Source organism: Ensifer sp. EB106-05-01-XG146, assembly GCF_058791875.1.
Genome location: NZ_JBYTDX010000003.1, coordinates 1,262,978 through 1,281,084, shown reverse-complemented (window position 1 = coordinate 1,281,084; position 18,107 = coordinate 1,262,978). Strand labels below are relative to the sequence as shown.

Annotated in this window: 16 protein-coding genes; 13 read left to right on the top strand and 3 right to left on the bottom strand. The window is 59.8% G+C overall.

The annotated features are described in order from the left end of the window. Positions 1-148: 148 nt before the first annotated feature. From AC3WVQ_RS34720 to AC3WVQ_RS34695, 6 genes are all read left to right on the top strand, one after another. Positions 149-1,138 (top strand): hydroxyacid dehydrogenase, encoded by a 990-nt coding sequence (locus AC3WVQ_RS34720; protein WP_192445770.1) that lies wholly within the window; start codon positions 149-151, stop codon positions 1,136-1,138. Positions 1,139-1,185: 47 nt separating this feature from the next. Beyond that, positions 1,186-1,869: an RraA family protein gene (locus AC3WVQ_RS34715; protein ID WP_060520252.1), complete on the top strand. Its 684-nt coding sequence runs from the start codon at positions 1,186-1,188 to the stop codon at positions 1,867-1,869. 157 nt (positions 1,870-2,026) lie between these two features. Beyond that, positions 2,027-2,983, top strand: coding sequence for a tripartite tricarboxylate transporter substrate binding protein (locus AC3WVQ_RS34710; RefSeq protein WP_110819478.1), 957 nt, complete (start codon positions 2,027-2,029; stop codon positions 2,981-2,983). Next, positions 2,983-3,447, top strand: a complete 465-nt coding sequence (locus AC3WVQ_RS34705) for a tripartite tricarboxylate transporter TctB family protein (RefSeq protein WP_192445771.1) — start codon at positions 2,983-2,985, stop codon at positions 3,445-3,447. The genes AC3WVQ_RS34710 and AC3WVQ_RS34705 overlap by 1 nt, the downstream gene beginning before the upstream one ends. Before the next feature lie 10 nt (positions 3,448-3,457). Then, a complete protein-coding gene (locus tag AC3WVQ_RS34700) occupies positions 3,458-4,966 on the top strand; it encodes a tripartite tricarboxylate transporter permease (protein ID WP_082566397.1) in 1,509 nt (502 codons plus the stop codon). Between the two features lie 130 nt (positions 4,967-5,096). Further along, positions 5,097-6,266, top strand: coding sequence for an alpha-hydroxy acid oxidase (locus AC3WVQ_RS34695; protein WP_113080024.1), 1,170 nt, complete (start codon positions 5,097-5,099; stop codon positions 6,264-6,266). Between the two features lie 78 nt (positions 6,267-6,344). On the opposite strand, the gene AC3WVQ_RS34690 is transcribed toward AC3WVQ_RS34695, so the two are convergent. Both AC3WVQ_RS34690 and AC3WVQ_RS34685 read right to left on the bottom strand, forming a co-directional pair. Next, positions 6,345-6,602, bottom strand: coding sequence for a hypothetical protein (locus tag AC3WVQ_RS34690; protein ID WP_134887132.1), 258 nt, complete (start codon positions 6,600-6,602; stop codon positions 6,345-6,347). 240 nt (positions 6,603-6,842) lie between these two features. Beyond that, positions 6,843-8,126: a GGDEF domain-containing protein gene (locus tag AC3WVQ_RS34685; RefSeq protein WP_134887133.1), complete on the bottom strand. Its 1,284-nt coding sequence runs from the start codon at positions 8,124-8,126 to the stop codon at positions 6,843-6,845. A 587-nt stretch (positions 8,127-8,713) separates the two neighbouring features. On the opposite strand from AC3WVQ_RS34685, the gene AC3WVQ_RS34680 reads away from it, so the two are divergent. Together AC3WVQ_RS34680 and AC3WVQ_RS34675 are read left to right on the top strand one after the other, a co-directional pair. Further along, complete coding sequence (locus AC3WVQ_RS34680; protein ID WP_063891190.1) at positions 8,714-9,199, top strand: DUF3016 domain-containing protein; 486 nt, start codon at positions 8,714-8,716, stop codon at positions 9,197-9,199. Positions 9,200-9,679: 480 nt separating this feature from the next. After that, positions 9,680-10,579, top strand: coding sequence for a helix-turn-helix domain-containing protein (locus tag AC3WVQ_RS34675; RefSeq protein WP_060520247.1), 900 nt, complete (start codon positions 9,680-9,682; stop codon positions 10,577-10,579). Between the two features lie 39 nt (positions 10,580-10,618). On the opposite strand, the gene AC3WVQ_RS34670 is transcribed toward AC3WVQ_RS34675, so the two are convergent. After that, positions 10,619-12,760, bottom strand: coding sequence for a TonB-dependent siderophore receptor (locus AC3WVQ_RS34670; protein WP_134887136.1), 2,142 nt, complete (start codon positions 12,758-12,760; stop codon positions 10,619-10,621). A 297-nt stretch (positions 12,761-13,057) separates the two neighbouring features. Between AC3WVQ_RS34670 and AC3WVQ_RS34665 the strand changes: the two genes are divergently transcribed. From AC3WVQ_RS34665 to AC3WVQ_RS34645, 5 genes are read left to right on the top strand one after another with little or no spacing between them, the layout of a single operon-like run. Beyond that, on the top strand, positions 13,058-14,053 hold the full coding sequence (locus AC3WVQ_RS34665; protein WP_060520245.1) for an iron-siderophore ABC transporter substrate-binding protein: 996 nt from the start codon (positions 13,058-13,060) through the stop codon (positions 14,051-14,053). Further along, positions 14,050-15,096 carry a FecCD family ABC transporter permease gene (locus AC3WVQ_RS34660; RefSeq protein WP_162727306.1) on the top strand — a complete coding sequence of 349 codons (1,047 nt, stop codon included), beginning with the start codon at positions 14,050-14,052 and terminating at the stop codon, positions 15,094-15,096. The genes AC3WVQ_RS34665 and AC3WVQ_RS34660 overlap by 4 nt, the downstream gene beginning before the upstream one ends. Continuing rightward, complete coding sequence (locus AC3WVQ_RS34655) at positions 15,093-16,133, top strand: FecCD family ABC transporter permease (RefSeq protein ID WP_110819471.1); 1,041 nt, start codon at positions 15,093-15,095, stop codon at positions 16,131-16,133. Before AC3WVQ_RS34660 ends, AC3WVQ_RS34655 begins: the two co-directional genes overlap by 4 nt. Next, on the top strand, positions 16,130-16,969 hold the full coding sequence (locus AC3WVQ_RS34650; protein ID WP_110819470.1) for an ABC transporter ATP-binding protein: 840 nt from the start codon (positions 16,130-16,132) through the stop codon (positions 16,967-16,969). The genes AC3WVQ_RS34655 and AC3WVQ_RS34650 overlap by 4 nt, the downstream gene beginning before the upstream one ends. After that, entirely contained in the window at positions 16,966-18,033 is a 1,068-nt protein-coding gene (locus tag AC3WVQ_RS34645) for a DUF2218 domain-containing protein (RefSeq protein ID WP_113080028.1), read from the top strand. The genes AC3WVQ_RS34650 and AC3WVQ_RS34645 overlap by 4 nt, the downstream gene beginning before the upstream one ends. The last annotated feature ends 74 nt before the right edge of the window (positions 18,034-18,107 follow it).

Here is an 18,107-nt window from a genome sequence, read left to right as displayed (position 1 = left end):
ATCTTTGACAGAATTATTCGCTTTTATCAAGAAATGCTTATGCTACCGTCTTGTGTAGGAGGTGCCCACGGGAGTTCGGGCACGAGGGAGGATCTGGCAAAAGCACCTTAGTGCTCTTGCGTCCTCGCCATTGCCAATCGAGGTACGCATGCCAAGCCAAAACATTCTCGTCACCGGCCCGGCGATCAATGAGCGGGCAGTGAAGCTCGCCGAAGAACGCGGTTACAGTCTGGTCTACGTACCGCCCTATACGAGCGAAGAAGCTCTCGTAGGCATCGTGGCCGGCGCCGATCCGGTTGGTGTCATTGTTCGCATGGGCCGCTTCGGTGCCTCGGCGATTGACGCTGCCCCTTCGCTTCGGGTGATTTCCAAACATGGGGTAGGCGTCGACAATATCGATCTCGATGCTGCCTCCCGCCGCGAAATCCCTGTCGTTGTTGCAACCGGTGCCAACGCTCGATCCGTCGCCGAACACGCGATTGCTCTTCTCCTCACAACCGTGAAGCGCGTCTTGCCGCTCGACGCCGGGCTTAGAGCGGGAAAGTGGGAAAAGCCGGGCTTTTCGGGCAAGGAGCTTTCGGGCATGACCCTTGGACTTATCGGCTTCGGCGCAATCGCACGTCATACGGCAGCGCTCGCGAAGCCCTTTGGCATCCACGTCAGCGCCTACGACCCGTTCACGAATGATGCCACGTTCGAACAGGCCGGCGTCGCCCGGCGGAACACAGTCGAGGACATCCTCGCTGGCTCGGATATCATCAGCTTGCACTGCCCGCTGACGCCCGAGACACGAAACCTCCTCGACGACAAGCGCCTTGCTCGGATGAAGCCGGGCTCCTACGTCATCAACACCGCTCGCGGCGGCCTCATCGACGAAGACGCGCTGCTGCGCGCCATAGCCAACGATCATATTGCGGGCGCCGGACTGGACACCTTCCAGACCGAGCCACCTGCACCCGACCACCCGTTCTGGCAGGAGCCGAAGGTTGTTGTCACACCCCACATTGGTGGTGTTACGACGGAGGCGAATGTCCGTGTCGGCATCGATGCGGTCGAGGGAGTGCTCGCAATTTTGGAGGAGCGTGGTCTCGGTCGCGAGAGGATCGTGAACTTCCGGGCCTTGGCGGCCACAGCCTAACGATCGAGCTCATTCAACATCATCAATCGCACTTTCAGGAGAGTATTTTGACCATTGGATTCAGAGTTCGCAGTCGGCCCCGGGCCGTCGAGCAAGCGTGGGTCGAGAAGTTTCGGGAACTGCCGGTTGCCAATGTCAGTGACAGCATGCACCGCATGCATGCCGCCGGCGCCCAGCTTCGGCCGATGCACCGGTCTGGCAAACTCGCCGGCCCCGCCATCACGGTCAAGGCACCGCCCGGTGACAACCTCATGTTGCACAAGGCAATCGACATGGCTGCCGAAGGCGACGTCATCGTCATCGATGCGGGCGGCGACGTCACGAATGCCTTAATGGGCGAGATGATGCTTGCCCATGCGCGGGGTCGCGGGGTGGCCGGTTTCGTTCTCAACGGAGCCATTCGCGACGCTGATGCGTTTCTCGAATTGAACGTTCCCTCATTTGCCGCCGGGGTCACTCACCGGGGGCCGTACAAGAACGGCCCTGGTGAAATCAATTGTCCGATTGCCATCGGCGGCATGGTGGTCATGCCGGGCGATCTGGTCCTTGGCGATGCGGATGGGGTGGTCGTGATCCCGATCGATGACGTGGCTGAGGTCTACGATCGGACCGCTGCCAAGCACGCCGCCGAAAACAAGCAGATGGAAAACATCAAGGCCGGGACGCACAAGCCGACCTGGTTCAACGACGCGCTCACGAAGGGTGGTTGCGAACTGCCGCCTGAACCTTGATCGCGTGAGCGACTGAATTTTGCCGGCGCTTCACGGAGGAGTTGAAGCTCACCGGCCAAAACAAAGATCCTGGCTCGTCACGGCAAGTCCGTGTCGGGCCCAATGAAACCTCGAAGCGCGAGGCGCGCTCGATAACAGACATCACTGGGAGGATAGCATGAAGCATTTGATCCGAAACACCGCGCTGGCGACGACCCTTTTCTTGGGCGCGGGTGCTGCACATGCCGAATGGCCGACGGATCGGCCGATCGAGTTCATCGTCGCTTTCGCTCCGGGCGGGGGCACGGACGTTATGAACAGAACCCTTGCGCCATACGTCGAGAAGGAACTCGGCGCGAAAATCACGGTTCTGAACCGGCCGGGTGCTTCGGGTGAAATCGCCTACACGGCGATGACGGAAGCCCGTCCGGACGGCTACACCGCTTCCTCGCTAAACACGCCCGGCTATCTGACCATGCAGATGGATCGAAAGGTCCGTTTCGACCCCAAGAAGATCTGCCCTGTTGCTCGCATCGTTGAGGATCCGGGTTCGTTCATCGTCCAGGCCAACTCCGAGTTCAACTCGCTCAAGGATCTTGTTGCCTTCGCCAAGGCAAATCCGGGGGCGGTTACGGTCGGTACGACTGGACTAGGCACCGACGAGCATTTGGCGATGCTTCAGCTTGAAAAAGCTGCCGGTGTCGATCTCACCGCCGTAACCTTCAACGGTGCGAACGAGGCACGCACCGCGCTTCTTGGCGGCCATGTCATGACGATTGGCATCAACGTCGGCGAATTCGTTGGCAGCGATCATTCAGCCTTCAAGAATCTGGGCCAGTTCGCAGAAGAACGCGCTGTGATCGCCCCCGATCTGGCGACGGCAAAGGAGCAGGGCTTTGAAATTCTGGTGAGTTCGGAGCGCGGCATTGCGATGAGCTGCGACGTGCCGGAAGATGTCCGGGTCAAGTTCTCCGACGCTATCCGAAAAGCGCTCGATAATCCGGAATTCCAGGCGAAAGCCAAACAACAGTCTCTTGCCCTTTCCTACCTCTCCTCTGAAGACTGGGGCAAGGAATTGCCGGTTCGGGCAGGGCGGCTGGGCGCCATCTGGAAGCTCGCAAAGGAACAGCAGTAATGTCGGCGCCGCGCAAAGCTGGCGGGGCGGGCGATCGTCCGGACCTCCTGACCGCCTTGCTTTTCGTGGGTTTTGGCGCGCTTGGCCTTTGGGCCGGGCGCGACCTGACCCTTGGGACGGCGTCTGCCATGGGACCAGGTTATCTTCCCACGATCGTCTGTTGGCTTCTCATCATCGTTGGCGTGACAGTCGGCGGAATTGGTGCCTTTCGTGATCGCCAGGAGATCGCCGCACCGAAGCTTTGGCCGGTGGCCATCATTCTTTCTTCGGTCGTCGGCTTTGCCTTCATTGCTGAATTCTTCGGGTTCGTCGCAGCGGCCGTGTGGTTGCTGCTCGTCGGCAGCATTGCCGATCGTGACTCGAAACTGCGCGAAGTGATCCTGCTTACGTCCGGGCTGACGGCCTTTGGCGCATTGGTCTTCATTGTCGGCTTGGGCGTTCAGATGCCCATCTGGCCATTCTGAGGAGGGACTTGTGAACTTTATCGACCTCCTCATGCTGGGATTCAGCGAGGCGCTGACGCCCACAAATCTCGGCTTCTGCCTTTTGGGCGCACTGCTCGGCACCCTGATCGGCGTGCTACCCGGCATCGGCCCCACTGCCACGATCGCCGTCCTTTTGCCGATCACCTTCTACCTGCCGCCGCTCGCCGGGCTTATCATGTTGGCCGGCATCTATTACGGCGCTCAGTACGGTGGCTCGACAACGGCCATTCTGGTCAACCTGCCGGGAGAAGCCTCCTCGGTGGTGACGGCGATTGACGGTTATAAAATGGCGCAGAAGGGACGAGCGGGATCGGCGCTCGCTGTCGCGGCTCTCGGTTCCTTCTTTGCCGGTACGGTCGCGACTTTTGGCATCGCCATTGCCGGTCCGACGCTCTCCTCTTTTGCCCTGTCGTTCGGGCCGACCGAATACGTCTCGCTCATGCTGTTCGGCCTACTCGCGGCAACGGTGCTTGCTCGCGGACCGATTCTGAAAGCCATTGGCATGATCCTGCTCGGCCTGCTCCTCGGGATGGTGGGCATTGATGCCAGTTCAGGCGAGGAGCGCCTGACATTCAGCGCGGTGGAGTTGTTCGACGGCATCGACTTCGTCGTCATCGCCATTGGTCTCTTTGGCTTTGCGGAGATTATCGAGAACCTCGAAAATCATGAGGCGCGCGGCGTGCTCGTGAGTAAGCTAAGCCGGCTGTGGCCAACGCGAGAGGACTTCCGCCGGGCATGGCCTGCAGTCCTGCGTGGGACGGGCGTCGGTACATTCCTTGGTGTCCTGCCCGGCGGTGGGGCGACCCTTGCGTCCTTCTGCGCCTACTCGGTGGAGAAGAAGATCTCCAAGAACCCGTCCGAGTTCGGCGAGGGTGCCGTCGAAGGTGTCGCAGGTCCGGAGGCTGCCAACAATGCCGGCGCACAGTCCTCGTTTATACCGTTGCTGACACTCGGCATTCCGTCCAACAACATGATGGCAATGATGCTGAGCGCCTTCATCATCCACGGCATCACGCCAGGGCCGACCGTTCTTGCGACTCAGCCGGAGATTTTCTGGGGTCTCGTTGCCAGCATGTGGATCGGCAATCTAATGCTGGTCGTGATCAATCTGCCTCTGATCGGTGTGTGGGTGAAGCTGCTGACGGTTCCCTATCGCCTGCTCTATCCGGCTATCCTGCTGTTTTGCTGCGTTGGCGTCTACAGCATCAACAACCGCATCTTCGATGTTGTCCTCGCCGCAGGGTTCGGTCTGTTGGGTTACGCGTTCCGCAAGGCGAAATGTGAAGCAGGGCCGCTGCTGCTCGGTTTCGTTCTCGGTCCGCTCCTTGAAACGAACATCCGTCGCGCGATGACCATCTCCCATGGCGATCCGAGCGTCTTCTACGAGCGCCCGATCAGTCTGGTCCTGCTCATCGCAACGGTTGGGATGCTCGTACTGATGGTGCTGCCGTCGTTCCGTCGGACGCGCGAGGTAGCGTTTCAAGATGAAGAAGCGTGACCACCGGTTGATAACGACGCTCCATGACGGCCGCTTCGCGCGGCCGTTTTTTCGCGAAATGATGTAAGGCGTCATTGCCCCGGCAACCTGATCGTTGGAAGCTGCGGCCAGCGACTTTGGTGGACAAATAATGGGCGATCCCCTTCAAAAGTATCTCTGCTTGAATGATTTTGAAACTGCGGCCAGGCGTCGCCTTCCGCGCCCGCTGTTCGGCTACATCGCGGGTGCAAGCGAAACCAATGCGTCTCTGCGCTACAATTCAGAGGACTTCGACGCGTATGCGTTTCGGCCGCGTGTCCTTCGAGACGTCTCCGGGCGCAGCACCCAAACGACACTGCTTGGCGAAACATATGACGCGCCGTTTGGGATCGCGCCTATGGGTATCAGTGCGCTGATGGCCTACCGCGGCGACGTTGCGCTGGCCGAGGCGGCCGCAAAGGGTCGAATTCCCATGATCATGAGCGGATCGTCGCTAACACGGCTCGAAGAAGTCGCTGGTGCCGCCCCGGGCTCGTGGTTCCAGGCATATCTTCCAGGAGAACCCGATCGGATTGATGCACTTGTCGACCGCGTGCAACGCGCCGGTTTTCAGACGCTGGTCCTCACGGTCGACACAGCGACACTGGCAAATCGCGAGAACAATATACGCGCCGGCTTCTCTACTCCCCTGCGCCCGAGCCTGCGTTTGGCGTGGCAGGGCATTTCCCATCCGCGATGGACGATCGGCACCTTTCTACGCACTCTGGTGACGCAGGGCGTCCCGCATTTTGAAAACTCCTATGCGGACCGTGGAGCGCCGATCATTTCGTCGAACATCATGCGCGATTTCGGGCGGCGGGATCACCTGAATTGGGACCACCTTGAGCGCATTCGCGCGCGTTGGCCGGGAAAACTCGTCGTCAAAGGTGTTTTGCATCCAGACGACGCTTCGCGCGTGCATGACGTGGGCGCGGATGGGTTGATCGTGTCCAATCACGGCGGGCGTCAACTCGACGGCACCATGTCGCCCTTAAGCGCGCTTCCTGAGATCGTTGCGCGGATCGGCAACAAAACCACTGTCATGGTCGACGGCGGCTTCCGGCGGGGCACCGATGTAATCAAGGCACTCGCGTTGGGCGCACGCTTCGTTTTTGTCGGGCGGCCTTTCCTCTACGCGGCGGTTGTCGCCGGCAGTCCAGCTATCCGTAAAGCTATCGATATCCTAAAATCGGAAATCCATCAGGACATGGCGCTCCTCGGAGCCGTGGCGATAGATGACATCGATGGCAGTTTCGTCGTTCGCCGTGATCGCCTCGCGTGACGGTTAACGCTTGATTGCAGTAAGCGCTGTAGGTGACGGTCGGGGTCTTGCCCAACGCAGCCAATGCCCCAGCTGGAGTTAATTGACGAAACGAGGGCTTATATTAGTGAGCAACGTCACCACCTCGTCTTCGATCGCCCGGCATTTGTCGGCGTATTCAGCCTTCAGCGGTTCATCAGACATGGCATGCTCGCTCAACTCATTGCGAGTGACTACAGCTAGGCCGTAGGCTTCGATCAGAGTGCTCAATGCCAGAAATCGCAATTCTGAGAGCTGTTTGCGGTGTCGTGGCAGCCGGATCATGAGGCGTGCTCGGCCGATTTTCTCGAAGTCCAATGGCTGTCGCCTCTCAGATCCAGGATCCGTCATTGTCCTCCACAAAATTGCCGATAGCAACGTCAATCCAAGCACGTGGACCAATCAACGGGGACCGGTTCGACCGTTTTTCAGTGCTGCACCAATAGCACTGCGCAAAAAATAAGCAGGTGTCGGCGGTTCAACCCTCTTCAAGGCGAAAGATTTAGTGCTGGGCTCTTCCGGCGAAAGCAGCCCGCGTCGAGCGCGATACCCGAAAGCTCAGGCAGGGGCAGATTGGGGTGGCACGTGAAGGGTCACTTGGTTGCGTCCATTTTTCTTGGCTGCGTACAAGGCTTCGTCCGCTTGCCCTTGCAGGGCTTCAAATGAGCCCACCTCATGGCCGTCTTTCAGGACCGCCAGTCCAATGCTGACCGTGACATAGGCGCCGACGGTCGATCTGGGGTTCGGCAAGGACGCAGCCTCGACGCGCCGTCGAATACGTTCGGCCACCGACACGCCATCCTCCTCATTGGCGTCCTGCAGGAGGACCAGGAATTCTTCGCCGCCATAACGCGCGACCTGATCGCGTTCGTCGCGCATGCTGCTCTGGATGATGCCTGCGACCTTGACCAGACACCGGTCGCCTTCCGAGTGCCCGAGGCTGTCGTTGAGCTGCTTGAAGTGGTCGATATCGCACATGAGTATCGCCGCACCTTTAGTCTGCGCGACGCCGCTGCTCCACACACGATTGAGCGTTTCCACCATCCAGCGCCGATTTGCGATGCCGGTGAGGGGGTCGGTTCGTGCAAGTAGCTCGAGCCGCGAATTTGCGTCCGTTAAATCGGCAAGGCGAGACCGATCGCGCAGTTCAAGCAGGAAAGTCTTGTGCGCCAGGATGCCTGCCGTCCGGCGCGCAACGACGGTCGCAATCACGCCGCTTGCGAAAAAGAGGGCGCCCGCCAGCGCATTCTCGGCGGCGATATCCGGGTTTTGGACTTGAAAGACGAGATAGAGGCCGAGCGCGAAGGCGGCGATCGCCATCGACCACTCGAGCGGAACCGGGAATATGATGATCGCGGTCACGGCGACAAAGAGCATGATCGTCAGATGTCGTTCGTAGTATTCACCGCCCGTTGTGACGCCGACCAGTGCGACTGAAAGCAGAATGAAGAATATGCCAAGGTGGAGCGCTAAGGCCTCCATCTTTAGCCCGCGCGGCTTCATGAAAACGATCGCCGTAACGATGGCTGCAGGTGGCAGGATCGATGCTGGAAGAAGCATCTTCATGACGGCTTCAGACGGCAGCAAGGCCGCGTTTACAGCCAGCGTCAGAACATCGAGAATGACCACCCAAACCATCCAGGCGCGAATGATCTTCGACGTTTGTGGCCACGACCGCATCCGGAAGAGGCGGGAAAGCTCCGCGTTCAGACGGATGTCGCGCGTTCGTCCGGCAAGCAGGCGGTCGATTTCGTTGACAACCGTGGGCGCCAATCGCTGAGGGCCTGTTTGTGTTGAAACACCGCTTGCTGGTGAAACGCCTGATGCTCGATGCGTGTCCATGATTTGGCAATGTAGGGGCGGTCGTGTCGATGGCAAGAACGAGCTGTCGGCCTGCGCGCGACCTTACCGATCTGGCTTAACGACCTGTGTCGATGCGCTCATCCCGCATGGCGGTGTCTCAGATCGGCGCACGTCGGTCGACTTGAGTTCTATCGGCCTGCATGGATTGGGCAGCTATCTCCCAGGCATTGGGAGGATAGGCGCGTTTCAATCCGATCGCACACAATAACGCCTGTGCTTTCAGCGACCCGTTCAAGCTGCTCAATAATCTGATTTATTTGCTGTCCCGGTAGCCGGCGGAACATCGTGAGATGCGCCCCCAGGAAGTTTCGCTCTGGTGGAAAATGTGTTCGTCTCGAGAGGTCGAACGGCGCCAGATCGCTTTCCCAACTTCGGGTTGTCAGTATGAGAGGGTGACGCGTCTTCAACGATGGGTCTGACGTCTTCGCAAAAGGTTTAGAGTTCGCGACCGGCGTGCCATCCCGGCGACGAAGCTTGCTTGCGTCCCACGATGACTGTTGCGCACTTTAGTGCCCTTGTGGAGAGGGGTTTTCGGCCTACGTTTTAAATGATCGATGGAGGCTGACATGCGCTTTGCAACCCGCTTTGCGTTTGCCGTAACTGTCGCATTGCTCCTTGGCAGCACCGCGTACGCGTCCGTATCCGTCGACTTCGTGCACCCGGAGAAATTCCGGGATCCCGATTTCCGCAGCTTCAGCGAGCGCAATCGCCTGATCTCCGAGTTTCGCGGCTATTTCGAGACGCTTGCGGGCCGCTGCTTGAAGAAGGGGCAGGCGCTTCGGATCGACGTCCTCGATGTCACGCTCGCCGGTCAGTACGAACCCTGGCGGCCCTATTTCGACGACGTGCGCATCCTTCGCGATTCAACCCCGCCGAGGTTCAAGCTTCGCTACAAGTTAACTGAAGGGGGACGGGTGCTGGCGCAGGGAGAAGAGGTGGTTAGTGACCTCAACTACCTCTGGACGTCGTCGGCCCGTACGGCGATGGAGCGACACCCCTATGAAAAGGAAATGCTGCGCGACTGGTTCTGCAAGCGTCTCGTTAAGCTTTAGCCTGCACGACACTGACGATGGATACGGGATGGTTGTCCCGGAGCACGTGCGTTCGGATGGTGAACTTGACTTGCGCCTTGTGCCTTGAAGACTGTCTCCCCTGCAGAGGTTCAAGATAAGTCTTGAATGTCTTGCGAAGGTTATCTTGCCGGCCGCGGAAAGTGTGGCGAAAACGTGTCCGCGCTGCGGACCATTGCCGGCACCCTCGTAGGACTGACGAGCGAACTTTCCGAATTGACGACGCTCTATGTCGATGAGCATCAGCGCATGCGGCGAGCTTTCGGCGGCGAAACTCGCGGGTCCCCCGACGGGGTGGACTCCTGTTCGGACATTAGACGAGCGTGGGAAGGTCGGCTTGCCACATCCAGGTAAATATGACAATTAGCGTCAACTTACAATCTGAGGTGACGGTGTCAGCAACAGTGCATTTCCCTGACCGTCAAGGCATCTGACACCTGAAGAGGAAGAGCTGATCGAAAAATGGGCTTCTGGCATTCAATGTCCTGGAGAACCGAAGGCATCCGGGTCACGGCACCAGTCCAATGGCGCCAGTATGATGGGATGGTCAGCGTTCTCTGGGAGGCGGAAAGCCAGGCCGGTGCCAGCGGCTATTACCTCGCGGACGATCCGCGTATCATGTTCTTCTTCAACGACGTCTCGCCGAACGTTCGCATCTCGAATCTGGACAACGATCTGACGAGGAATTCGCGCCCCATGGCGCGCGCCGTATATGTTCCAGCCGGTATCCCCTTGTGGACGGGCAGCCGGAGGGCACACAGCTTCTCCCACCTCAACCTGCACCTCCATAAGGATCGGGTGTTGCGCTATCTGGCTCCATCGGTCGGGAGTTCTGTAGCGCAGTCGGCGTTGCGCCGCCCGGTCGAGCTTCAAAACGTGGCTGCAATCGACGCTCTGGCGAAACTGCTGGCCGACGAGATCAGGAACCCCTCCAAGCATGAAGTCTATGCCGAAAGCCTGATAGGAAGCATCGTCGCCGGGCTTCTGGATATTCCGGCCAATCGTGAGGAAAGGGCCGACGGCAGGCTGACGCAGGCGCAGATGAACCGGCTCGTCTCGCATGTCGACGCGCTTGGTGACTATCGCATGTCGGTCGCCGATATGGCTGCGGTCGTCGGTCTATCGGAAAGCTGGTTTGCAAATGTCTTCAAGCAAACAACCGGTACCACTCCATGGCAGTGGCAGCTTTCAAAGCGTATCGAGCTATCGAAGCAGTTGCTCGGTGAAAGTGATCTTCCGGTCGCCAGTATCGCCGCCCAGCTCGGCTTTTCCGATCAGGCACATCTGACGAAAGTCTTCCGCCAGATCGTTGGCGAAACGCCGGCGGCTTGGCGGCGGATGCAGCAATTCCGGCAATCGTGAGGATCCCGCCCGGCATATCTCCGGCGGGATGACCCATGTCTACCAAGTCTGGCGCAGCGTCGCGAGTATGCTGCGTCCCGGATTGTAGTACACCGCGCCGGTGTCCTTGCTCGCCACGTGTTTCTCGTCGAACACATTGTTGACGTTCAGCTGGAATGTCGTGTTTTCCTGGACCTTGTAGGTGAAGGCCGCGTCGAACACGACTGCGCTGTCCGATGACGTCGTGTTGGTGATGTTGGTGTAGTAGGCGTCCGTAAAGCGAGCCCCGAGCCCGAACATCATGTCGCCGCGCGCACCTTCGCCTTCCAGCGTGTAGGTACCCCACACCGAAGCGATGTTTTTGGGAACGCGCATCAGGCGGTTGCCGTCATTGGCGCCGCCGGGTTCTTCGATCTTGGAATCGATGTAGCTATAGGCGGCAATCACGCTGATGTTGTCTGTCACCTCCGCCTTGGCTTCGAGTTCGAAACCGCGATGTCGGACCTTGTCGACCGTTTGCGGCAGATAGGTGACCTGGTCGAAGACGGTGATGTTGCCCTTCGTCAGATCGTAGACGGATGCGGTGAACAAGGCCGGAAATGCGTCCGGGCGATACTTGATGCCAACCTCATACTGCTTTCCCGTTGTCGGATCGCTGCCCACAGCGGGCGGTGCCGCCGACTCGGCGTAGCTGATATAGGGGGCCAGCTCCTCGGTGATCTTGTAGCTCGCACCAACGCGCGTTGTGAATTCGCTATGGTTGCCACTCCGTGCGGTTCCTGCAAGCAGGTTTGTCTCGCTGAGATCCAGCCAATCGTTGCGCAAGCCGACGCTGACCGTCAGCTTGTCGAAGAAGGTCAAGTCCTGCTGTAGATAGATGGCGTTGGTCTGCTGGTCGTTGTTCGTCTTGGCATAGGGGGACATCGCGCCAGGACCACCGGAATAAACAGGGTTTTCCCAATCGATCGACGGTGCGGGCGTATAGAAATTGGCGCTGTCCGCAGAGTACTTGTTGTAGTCGGCGCCGAATAGAGTGCGGCTCTCGACATTGTCGAAACCTGCCTCGTACATGAGGTGTGCGTCGATTACGAATTGTTCGGTCGATTTGTCGTTTCCGAAGAAATAGCGGCCGGCCACGGTCGACCCGTTCGTCGGTGTGCTGCCGATATAGGCGCTGCCGAACCCGTCGTTCAGGTTGCTGTAGCGCGCATTCGAGCTGAAACTGAGGCCATTGCCGAAATCGTGGTCGAAGAGGACACTATAGGTGTTGCGGTTCGTTTCGGTGAAATAATAGTCCGGCTCGCCGAAAAACATGTCCCTGTCGAAATCGGTACCGAGCGGATGGCCGCCGCTGCCGGGCACGCCATCCTTGTCGAGATGATCGAAGACAAATGTCAGGCTCGTGGCGTCGGTGGGGCGCCAGGTCAGGCCACCCATGATGAAGTTCTCGTCATCCTGCGAATAGTCGTACTCAGCATCCGAGCGCTGGAACTTGCCGGTCAGGCGATAGGACAGTGTGTCGTCCGCGGTGAGGTTGTCACCGAAATCGAAACCCAGTTCCTTATGCGCGAACGAGCCGCCCGTGCCGTAGACCTCACCGAAACGATCGCTCTTCGGTGTCTTCGTGACATAGTTGACCGATCCGCCCGGCTCCGCCGCTCCGAAGCTCGAGGAACTCGCGCCTTTCAACACCTCGATGCGTTCGAACGCGTAGGGTTCTTCCCGAACCCCGGCAAAAGTTCTGCCGATGGCCAGGCCGTCGCGATAAGTGTACGGCGTGAAACCGCGAATGTCGAAATAGTCGAAGCGGTCGTCAGAACCATAAAAGTCGGTCACCACGCCGGCCGTATACTGCACGACCTGCTCGACCGTGTCTGCGCCGCGCTCTTCAATTTCCTTTGAGGTAATGACGGAAACCGAGGCGGGCGCGACAAGGATATCGGTCGGCATCTTGCCGACGCCGGTGGTTTCCGTGGCGACGATCGATTTCGAATCGCCATCGGTGTTCAGCACGCTGCCGCCTCTCGTCACTTCGGCGACAATCTTCTCCAGCGTCGTTGCACCGCCTTGCGTGTCTGCCTCCTGTGCAAACGACAGGGCAGGCGCCAAGGCAAAGAGTGTCGTGCAACCAAGGAGAAGCGCGTTGCGGTAGCGGATCGGCGCCTGCTTCGGGCTGCGGCTTATCTGAATATCCATGTCCATTTTCCAATTGACGTAAACGCGGAAGCGATTGGCCCCATGAATGCCGTTGGAGGACGCCGAGCTGCATCGCGTCTTCCCGTCCGGTGGCGCCGGACGTCCCCGTCTTGAAGTCGTTGTCCCACATTGCCGCTATTAACTGGAGCGCTTTTGTCCAGTATTGTATATTTCCCTGGTTTTGTACGATCCTCCGGGAATCTCCGCGCACTTTCAGAAGATCGGCTGCTTTGACGTTGACGTCGGGTAATTAAGCTGAGACTTGGGGTCAACTTTTAATATCGGATGGAGTGGAGTGGGGCGATGAAGCTAGTTCGTTTCGCCGTGTTGGCGATGATCGCCCTTTGCTGGCCCGGCAGGCACGACCTTGCGTTCGCTGCCGAGAGCGCGACTTATCCCATCACGATTAAGCACGCCTTCGGCACGACCGTCCTGGAAAAGAAGCCGGAGCGGGTCGCAACCGTTGCCTGGGCGAACCACGAAGTACCGCTGGCTCTTGGCATCGTTCCGGTCGGCATGGCGCGGGCCAACTTCGGTGACGATGACGGTGATGGCATTCTGCCATGGGTGGCCGCACGGCTGGACGAGCTCAAGGCTGAAAAACCGGTGCTTTTCGATGAGGGCGATGGCATCGATTTCGAGGCGGTCGCCGCCACGCGACCGGACGTGATCTTGGCGGCCTATTCCGGTCTTAGCCAGGCGGACTATGACACCTTGAGCCAGATTGCACCTGTCATCGCTTATCCGGAGGCTCCTTGGTCAACCGACTGGCGCGAGACGATCCGGTTAAACAGCGCGGGGCTCGGCATGGCTGCTGAAGGGCAAGCGCTGATCGCCAGCATTGAAGCAGACATTGCCCAAACGCTTGGCGGTCATCCGGAACTCAAGGGCAAAACGGCGATGTTCATCACGCATCTGAGCTCCTGGGACCTCAGCACCGTCAATTTTTACACGACCAACGATACGCGCGTCCGGTTCTTCGCAGATCTTGGGCTGGCGTCGCCGAAAAGCGTGGTGCAGGCGTCGCAGCCTGGAAAGTTCTCAGGTTCGGTCAGCGCCGAAGAGATCGATGCCTTCGACGATGTCGATATTCTCGTGACCTACGGCGACGGAATGCTATTCGATGCTTTGAAAGCCAACGCGCTGATGCTGCACATGCCTGCCGTTGCACGAGATTCGATCGTGATGCTCGGCAACAACGCGGTCGGCAATGCCGCCAATCCCACGCCTCTGTCGATCAGTTGGGTCCTGAAGGACTACGTGAAGCTGCTGAGCGAGGCAGCCAAGAAGGCGAAATGAAGGCAGGGATCGTCAAGATATCGGACCGGCGTTGGTCGCCGGTTTCCCGTTCCAACCGCATGCGAAGTCTTTGGCTGGCAGCGCTTTTCGCGCTCCTCATCCTCTTGCTTGTCGCCTCTGTCACGGTCGGTACGCGCTATGTCGGGTGGGGAGATATCCTCGCGGCGCTGGCCGGAGCGCAAGACAATATCGGTCGTGCATCAGTCGCCTTGCGCATCCCTCGGACCTTGCTGGCACTGTTGGCCGGCGGTGCCCTCGGCCTGGCCGGAGCGATCATGCAAGGCGTGACCCGCAATCCGCTTGCCGACCCTGGCATCCTCGGGGTCAACATGGGCGCGTCTCTTGCTGTCGTCGTCGGCGTCGCGTGGTTCGGGATGTCGTCGCTCTATGCGTATATCTGGGTGGCGATCCTGGGTGCCGGGTCCGCCGCGATCTTCGTCTACACCATAGGTTCGCTCGGCAGGGGCGGCGCAACACCTCTCAAGATGGCGCTCGCGGGTGCGGCAACGTCGGTCGCGTTTGCGTCCTTGGTTATCGCCATCGTTTTGTCCCGTGGCGACATCGCGGGCGGTGTTCATTCCTGGCAGATTGGTGGTGTCGGTGGCGCGACTTACGATCGCATCCTTCCCGTCTTGCCGTTTCTGCTCACAGGTTTCCTGATCAGCCTGTTGTCGGCCAGAAAACTCAACTCTCTTGCGCTCGGCGACGAGCTTGCAACCGGCCTTGGTGAAAGCGTTGCAACCGCACGCGCCGTCGCCTCCATCGGCGCCATCCTTCTGTGTGGCGCCACGACCGCCGTGTGCGGGCCGATCGGCTTTCTCGGCCTGGTCGTGCCGCATGCCTGCCGCATGCTGATCGGCGTCGACCATCGATGGCTGCTGCCTTTTTCGGCGCTTGCAGGCGCGTGCCTCCTGCTTGCTGCGGATGTTGTCGGGCGCACCGTCGCGCGCCCCTCGGAGATCGACGTCGGCATCGTCACCGCGCTGATCGGTGCGCCTTTCTTCATCTGGATCGTCCGGCGCCAGCGCGTGAGGGAACTGTGACAACTTCCTCGTCCACCCCCGATGTCGTCATCGCACACCGTCGCAAGCGCGTGCGCAGGCATGCGTTCATTCTTGCCGTGTTGCTGGCCCTGGTCGTAGCGATCTTCTCCGTCACCCTGTCGGTTGGGCAATCCATCACACCCCCCGGCGATGTCTTGCGGGTGTTGATGGGGGAAGCGGTTCCTGGCGTATCCTTCACGGTGGGACAACTGAGGTTGCCGCGCGCGGTGATGTCGGTTCTTGCAGGCTTGTGCTTCGGACTGGGCGGCGTTGCGTTTCAGGTCATGTTACGCAATCCGCTCGCTAGCCCGGATATCATTGGGATCAGTTCCGGGGCGGGGGCGGCTGCCGTTTTCGCCATTGTCGTCCTGTCGGTGAACGGACCAATGGTCTCGGTCATCGCCGTTGTCGCGGGCCTCGGGGTTGCTCTGCTCGTCTATGGCCTTTCCTTCAAGCACGGCGTCGCCGGTACCCGGCTGATCCTCGTCGGTATTGGCGTCTCCGCCATGCTTCAAAGTGTCATCGCCTACATTTTGCAGTCAGCACCGGCCTGGAACTTGCAGGAAGCGATGCGTTGGCTGACCGGCAGCGTCAACGGGGCTCAGCTTGGCCAGGCGCTGCCGCTCCTGCTCGCCCTCCTCTTCTTCGGCGGGCTACTGCTCGTTAGCGGTCGCGATCTTGAGACGCTGCGCCTTGGCGACGAAATGGCGGCCGCCCTTGGAACGAGGGTGTCGCGGACGCGGATGCTGGTGATTGTAGCTGCGGTCGGCCTGATCGCGTCGGCGACCGCCGCGACGGGGCCCATTGCTTTCGTCGCGTTCCTGTCAGGACCGATCGCCGGCCGGATCGTACGAAACGACGGCTCGCTGCTGATACCGTCTGCGCTGACGGGCGCCGTTCTGGTGCTTACGGCCGACTATGTCGGTCAGCACCTTCTGCCGGGCCGCTACCCAGTTGGGGTCGTAACCGGAGCACTTGGAGCGCCTTACCTCCTTTACCTCATCGTTCGCATCAATCGGATCGGAGGGTCATTATGACCGATCATCTGCTCGTCGCCAGCGGATTGACGGCCGGCTACGACAACACCGAAATCCTGCGCGGGCTCGACCTTACCATTCCCCCGGGTAAGATCACGGTGATCGTTGGCGCCAATGCCTGTGGCAAGTCCACATTTCTTCGCACGCTCTCGCGATTGATCGCGCCCAGCGAAGGCCAGGTTCTGCTTGACGGCAAGTCCATCCACCGGACGCCGTCGCGCGAGCTCGCCCGCACACTGGGACTTCTGCCGCAATCGCCGATCGCCCCGGAAGGTATCACCGTGGCCGACCTCGTCAGCAGGGGACGGCATCCGCATCAAAGCCTGTTTTCTAGATGGACGCGACGGGACGACGAGGCGGTCGACAGCGCACTTGCGGTAACAAAGACAGTTGATCTTGCCGAACGGCCGATCGACGAGCTCTCAGGCGGCCAGAGGCAGCGCGTCTGGATTGCGATGGCCCTCGCACAGCAGACCGACATCCTGCTGCTCGATGAACCGACGACCTTTCTCGACATCAACCATCAGATCGAAGTGCTCGATCTGCTGACCGATCTCAACGGTACGCGTGGCACGACGGTCGTCATGGTGCTGCACGATCTCAACCTTGCTGCCCGCTATGCCGACTATCTCGTGGCGATCGCTGGTGGGCGTGTGCATGTTTCGGGCACGCCGGAAGAGGTGCTTACCGAAGAGACCGTACGGCAGGTTTTCGGGCTCGAAAGCCGCGTCATCAGTGACCCGACTTCAGGGCGGCCGATCATGCTACCGATCGGGCGACACCGGATGGTCGCCATCGGCGGCATGGGTGATGCATCACAAAGGGAGAGCGCATGAACGCGGCTAATTTCAAGCTGTCCGGTATAGCCGTCCCCGTCAGTCCGGCCGACATGCTGGAGGAGATCTGTGAGCATTTTGTCGAGCATGCCGAGGTCGAACGGAAAGACGACCTTGCGGTATTGCGAAGCAAGCTCGGCGTCGCCCGCATCAGGATTGAAAACGCACAGCTGCAGATCGAGCTCGACTGCCCGACGCGCGAAACGCTGCACATGAGCCGCACGATCCTGGCGGAACATCTTTTCTATTTTGCCGAAGACCAGCCGTTCGAATTGACCTGGTCGGAGCCAACTTCTCTGTCGGCGCTTCCGAACCTCCACGAGGTGACCGTCGTTTCCGCACACGATGTCACGCCGCATATGCGTCGCGTGATTTTTTCCTGCACCAATGTGACGCCTTTCGTGCATGGCGACATGCACGTCCGCCTGTTGGTGCCGCCGAAGGGCAAACCGCCGGCCTGGCCCGGCTTCCGGGAAGACGGCCGTATCGCTTGGCCGGAGGGTGAGAACGCGCTGCTTGTCCGGGTCTATACCATCCGCGCCGTCGATAGCGATCGGGGCGAGTTGTGGATCGATTTCCTGCAACACCCAGCTCCCGGCGTATCGACACCAGGTGCGGATTTTGCCCGCGACGCACGACCTGGTGATGTCGCCGCCCTGCTTGGTCCGGGCGCTGGCGGACTGCCGGAGGCGCGGTCCATTTTGCTGATCGGGGACGAGAGCGCGCTGCCAGCTATAGCGAGGATTGCGGCGGAGGCTCCTCCTGGAACCAATTTGCGTGCTATCATCGAGGTTGAGGACAAGGCGGAAGAGCAGCCGCTTCAAACCGATGGCGTGCTCAATGTGCAATGGTTGCACCGGGCGAGCTACCCGAACGGCGCCGCCGATGTTCTCGTGTCCGAGGCGAAAGCAGCAATTGAGGGGGCCGACGGCGAGACGTTTGTCTGGGTTGCCTGCGAAAAGACGGATGTACGAACGATCAAGACATTTCTCAAAGCGCGGAAACATGATCGCAGGATGATGTATGTTGCCTGGTACTGGGAACGCGATGTGAACAACGCATGACGTACTGATGGGAACCCTGTTCTTTCCGCGGGCGAAGGATCTCCGGCGCGACTGGTAACCATCCCACAATGCGT